4 protein-coding genes are annotated in these 4,197 nt (G+C 47.5%); 1 reads left to right on the top strand and 3 read right to left on the bottom strand.

Annotated elements, in window-relative coordinates:
• Window positions 1-814: 814 nt before the first annotated feature.
• Window positions 815-1,078, bottom strand: a complete 264-nt coding sequence (gene rpsT, locus NFR90_RS11430; RefSeq protein WP_160335754.1) for a 30S ribosomal protein S20 — start codon at window positions 1,076-1,078, stop codon at window positions 815-817.
• 672 nt (window positions 1,079-1,750) lie between these two features.
• Between rpsT and murJ the strand changes: the two genes are divergently transcribed.
• Complete coding sequence (murJ, locus tag NFR90_RS11425) at window positions 1,751-3,301, top strand: murein biosynthesis integral membrane protein MurJ (RefSeq protein WP_160335753.1); 1,551 nt, start codon at window positions 1,751-1,753, stop codon at window positions 3,299-3,301.
• 14 nt (window positions 3,302-3,315) lie between these two features.
• Here murJ and NFR90_RS11420 read toward each other — a convergent pair whose 3' ends face one another.
• Window positions 3,316-3,597, bottom strand: coding sequence for a hypothetical protein (locus NFR90_RS11420; protein ID WP_251453126.1), 282 nt, complete (start codon window positions 3,595-3,597; stop codon window positions 3,316-3,318).
• Window positions 3,598-3,632: 35 nt separating this feature from the next.
• Complete coding sequence (locus NFR90_RS11415) at window positions 3,633-4,163, bottom strand: GNAT family N-acetyltransferase (RefSeq protein ID WP_251453127.1); 531 nt, start codon at window positions 4,161-4,163, stop codon at window positions 3,633-3,635.
• Between the last annotated feature and the right edge of the window lie 34 nt (window positions 4,164-4,197).

Here is a 4,197-nt window from a genome sequence, read left to right as displayed (position 1 = left end):
AAACTAAGAGCGACGATGGAAGCTCTGAAGATAGCCGTGCCTCCAAGATTTATCACCTAGAGGGCACGGAATTCAGGCTGTATACAAAACGGGGATTTTTTCTTATTTTTTTAATGATTTCTCAATATATCCCTTGAGTACCAAGGCGTTATCAGATATTAGATTCTAGCGGCTTCGTAGTTCAACGATTCATCGGATTTTAAGGCTTCTTCCAAGATCTCTAACTAAAGAGCCGTGACTCTTAAGACGCGTCATTGGCTCCAGGTCTCACGATCTCCAGACATCAGTGTCAATTTCCAGAAGAGGCTTGTATTCTCCGCAAGCTGTGCTTCTTTCTGAGTTTGCAACCATACACTGATACTGATGTATTCAACGGAATGACACGGAACAGAGTGAGGGCTTCTACCGCCCGTTTCACAGAGAATTTCAATGTATTCTCTTTCAGCTGCTTCTGTATCAAACGGGTTAGGATAAGACTGAGACAGCACAATACAAAATGATCTTGTATGTCCACTCGTACACCGCTCGTCTGGCTTCTAAGACACTAAAGTTATTTTCGATTCTCCGGAGCTGTCGAAGCAGCGCATAAATTACGCTCGCATTCTGTTCTTCTAATGTTGGTTAGCAAGGCTGTGTAACTGCTCCATTTATGCAGTCGCTGAAAAGCGTTTCACTAAATTAAGTTCCCTAAGGTTTCCTCCTCGCCAAGGCGAGCAAACTGAGAAGAGCGCAGGGGATGGGACGTAGGACAAAAAAAGCCCGAGTATGTACCCGAGCTTTTTTCCATGCCTTTTATAAGGCAGGTGCTGCAGAATTAGGCCATAGCCTTGATAGCAGCAACGAGGCGGCTCTTATGACGAGCAGCTGCGTTTTTGTGCAGAACGCCTTTGTCAGCCATTGAGTCAATAACGGACTGAGCGGTCTTGTAAGAAACCAGTGCAGCTTCTTTGTCGCCGGTCAGGATGACTTTGCGAACGTTCTTGATAGCTGTACGATAGCGAGAGCGCTGAGCGGAAAGATGCTTGTTGCGAGCAACTGCCTGAATAGCGCGCTTGCGAGCTTGCTTAGTATTTGCCATTGTTTATTTTCCTTGCCTATGCGAGTGGCGTCTTCAATCTTTACCGGTCGCCACTAGCAATACTACGGGCTCGGCCGGTTAGGTTAATCAAATTTGCTCTTTCTCAAATGAAAAAGAACCATACGAAAGAGCAGGATTATATAAAAAAAACCTCCTGTTATCAACCGGGAGGCAATTGTCTGTTAGGCACACAAAACTTTGCGAAGTAGTTCCAACATGGGTTGTTTTACTGCTAGGCACTAAGGTAAAGAACTCTGAGGTGAAAGCTAAGGGATTCAAGTGCTTCCTGACTGAATACAACAAAGAGTTCAAGGTTAATCCTTTAGATGAGCACATGGCGTTCACAGCCCGCTTTCTATAAGCAAAGAATACGTGTTAGAGATAGTACCTTATCCAAGCAACTGACATTCTCATTTTAAGAGGTCAATAATCCAAGTGCTGGGATTTTTAACCTCGCAAAATCGCTTAGGCCTAACCAACAGAGAGACAATTGACTTTTTCGATAACTTCAGCTTCTTGTGTCAGAAGCAGATTTTGGAAGCGCTCTCGCCTATATTGTGGACGGAAGATAGGATTGTTTCTTTCGGGCAGTGCCGTCATAGGCATAGCGTCGCCTGGCTGTCAAGGACTGTTACAATCCTGTTCTTACAGTATTTTTGTTTTGGTACAGACGTGAGCATCTTTCGCAACGCCGCGGTTATATCCGGCATGACACTTTTATCTCGTATCACAGGTCTGATTCGAGACATCCTTATTGCCCGAGTTTTTGGCGTAAGCGGAGATACGGATGCCTACTATGTTGCCTTCAGACTGCCGAATTTATTGCGCAGGCTCTTTGCCGAGGGAGCGTTTCAGCAGGCATTTGTACCGATGCTCGCGGATGTCCGAAGTACACGCTCGCCTCATGAGGCTAAGTCATTTATCGACAAAGTTGCCTCTCTGCTGGCGTTTGTAGTTTTAGTCGTCAGCATACTTGGCGTTTTGGCCGCACCGGTGCTCGTCTGGGTAATTGCCTCAGGTCTCACCGAGGAGCCGACGACTTTTGATACGGCTGTACAGCTTACGCGGTACATGTTTCCGTATATCTTCTTCATGTCAATGGTCGCGCTGAGCTCGTCCATTCTTAATACATGGAAACACTTTGCGATACCGGCGGCGGTTCCGATTCTCTTAAACCTCTCGCTGATTACCGCGACGCTTTTTATTGCGCCTCATTTAGAACGTCCGATTTTTGCACTGGCAATCGGTGTAATGTCCGGCGGATTTCTTCAGCTTTTTGTTCAGATTCCTCAGTTGGTGAAGCTCGGTCTTTTTCCGAGATTCATCAATCCGATAACCGCAGCTAAAGATCCATCCGTTCGCCGCGTGCTCAAATTAATGGTGCCGTCGCTTTTTGGTGTTGGCGTCGCTCAGATTTCCATCCTGATCAACACAAATATCGCGTCTTTTCTTCAGGAAGGGTCGGTGACTTGGCTTGCGTACGCCGATCGCCTCATGGAATTTCCGACTGCGCTTTTAGGAGTCGCCTTGGGTACAGTTCTTCTGCCGAGTCTTTCAGCAGCCTTTTCCAAAGGACTGAAGGAGCGCTACAACGCGCTATTGGATTGGGGGCTTAAATTGGTGGCGGCTTTTGCGATTCCTGCCGCAATTGGTTTGGCGATGCTTGGGGAAGGGCTGGTTGCAGTTCTCTTCCAAAGCGCCCGCTTTAACGCCAATGATGTCTTTCAGACTTCGACGGCGGTGCTCGGCTACTCCTGCGGTCTGATTGGGCTGATCGGCATTAAGATCCTCGCGCCCGGTTTTTACGCGCAGAAAGATATCAAGACACCGGTGAAGATTGCATGTACGGCGCTCGTTGTGACTCAGATTTTCAATTTGATCAATGTTCCGCTGTTTTCTCACGCGGGGCTTGCGCTTTCTGTCGGTATGGGAGCCTGCTTTAATGCGGGTGTGCTGATGCTGACGCTTAGGAAACGAGGCGTTTTCACGCCGCTTGCCGGCTGGAAAAAGCTCTTTATTGCTATCTTTGTCGGCGCCGCGCTGCTCGTTGTTTATTTGGGCGTGATTCAGCACTATGTGGTTTGGACAGAGCTCACCTGCGCCTGGATTCTCAAGGTCGCACTAATTCTTGCGGTGGTTGTCGGTGCGGCGGTGCTGTATCTTGGAACACTCGCCGCTTTCGGTTATCGAATCTCGGATCTGAAAGTCAGTGAAGTCGACTAGATCCGAGAGTCTCGTTATTCTCTGGTGACGTCGACGCCGTGCTTGAAGGGTAGCATGTTCGGAAAAGCGACTAAGTCATCGTCGTCCATGGTCATGAGTGCTTCAGGGCCGTCTTTGGCGCTGTTGTATGCGTAATTCAGCTTGGCGTATACATCCTGAATTCCGTCATCAAGTGTTTCCTTGACGGCATCGGGATTGTCTTCAACATAGGCGATTAAATTTTCCAGCGCTTCTTTAGCGTCGTTGAGTGTCGCTAAAACCCATTCGGGATCGTATTCAGTTTTGTAGTCGTCCATAACCGTCTCAATTAAAGTGGATCTGATTAGTTTAGTCAGTTTTGGCTTGCGGATAGCGTTTTTTGCATGAGTACTGAATCCAGCCAGCGGTCAAATTTAAATCCGACGTTTTTCAGAGTGCCGACATGCTCAAAACCGCAGTGTTTATGCAGACCGATTGACGCTTTATTCTCAGAGTCGCCGATGATGGCGATCATCTGAGAGAATCCGCGAATTTCGCACTCAGAGATCAGCGAGGTGAGAAGCTGTGTGCCAACGCCGACGGACCGGCATTCAGGGTGGACGTAAATCGAATCCTGAACGGTAAAGCGATAGGCAGCTCTCGGACGATAGGCGGACGCGTAGGCAAAGCCTAAGATCTGCCCCTCTAATTCGGCGACTAAATAAGGTGCTTTAAAAGCAAAAACCTGCTGCATTCTTCGAAGCATCTCTTTTTCATCAGGCGGATCAATCTCAAAACTTCCAGTTCCTAAAAGCACCGCCTGTTCATAAATGCTTGTAATCGCGTCGATGTCTCTTTCATTGTCTTGTCCTGAAAAAAGTTGACTACTTAGGGAGTCAACAATGAAAGTTGAAGAACAGATATCTACACTAATGAAA

Source organism: Parasutterella muris (assembly GCF_943193095.1).
GTDB lineage: Bacteria > Pseudomonadota > Gammaproteobacteria > Burkholderiales > Burkholderiaceae_F > Parasutterella > Parasutterella muris.
Note: the sequence above shows the minus strand (reverse complement) of the source record. Positions and strands in the feature narration are given on the sequence as shown.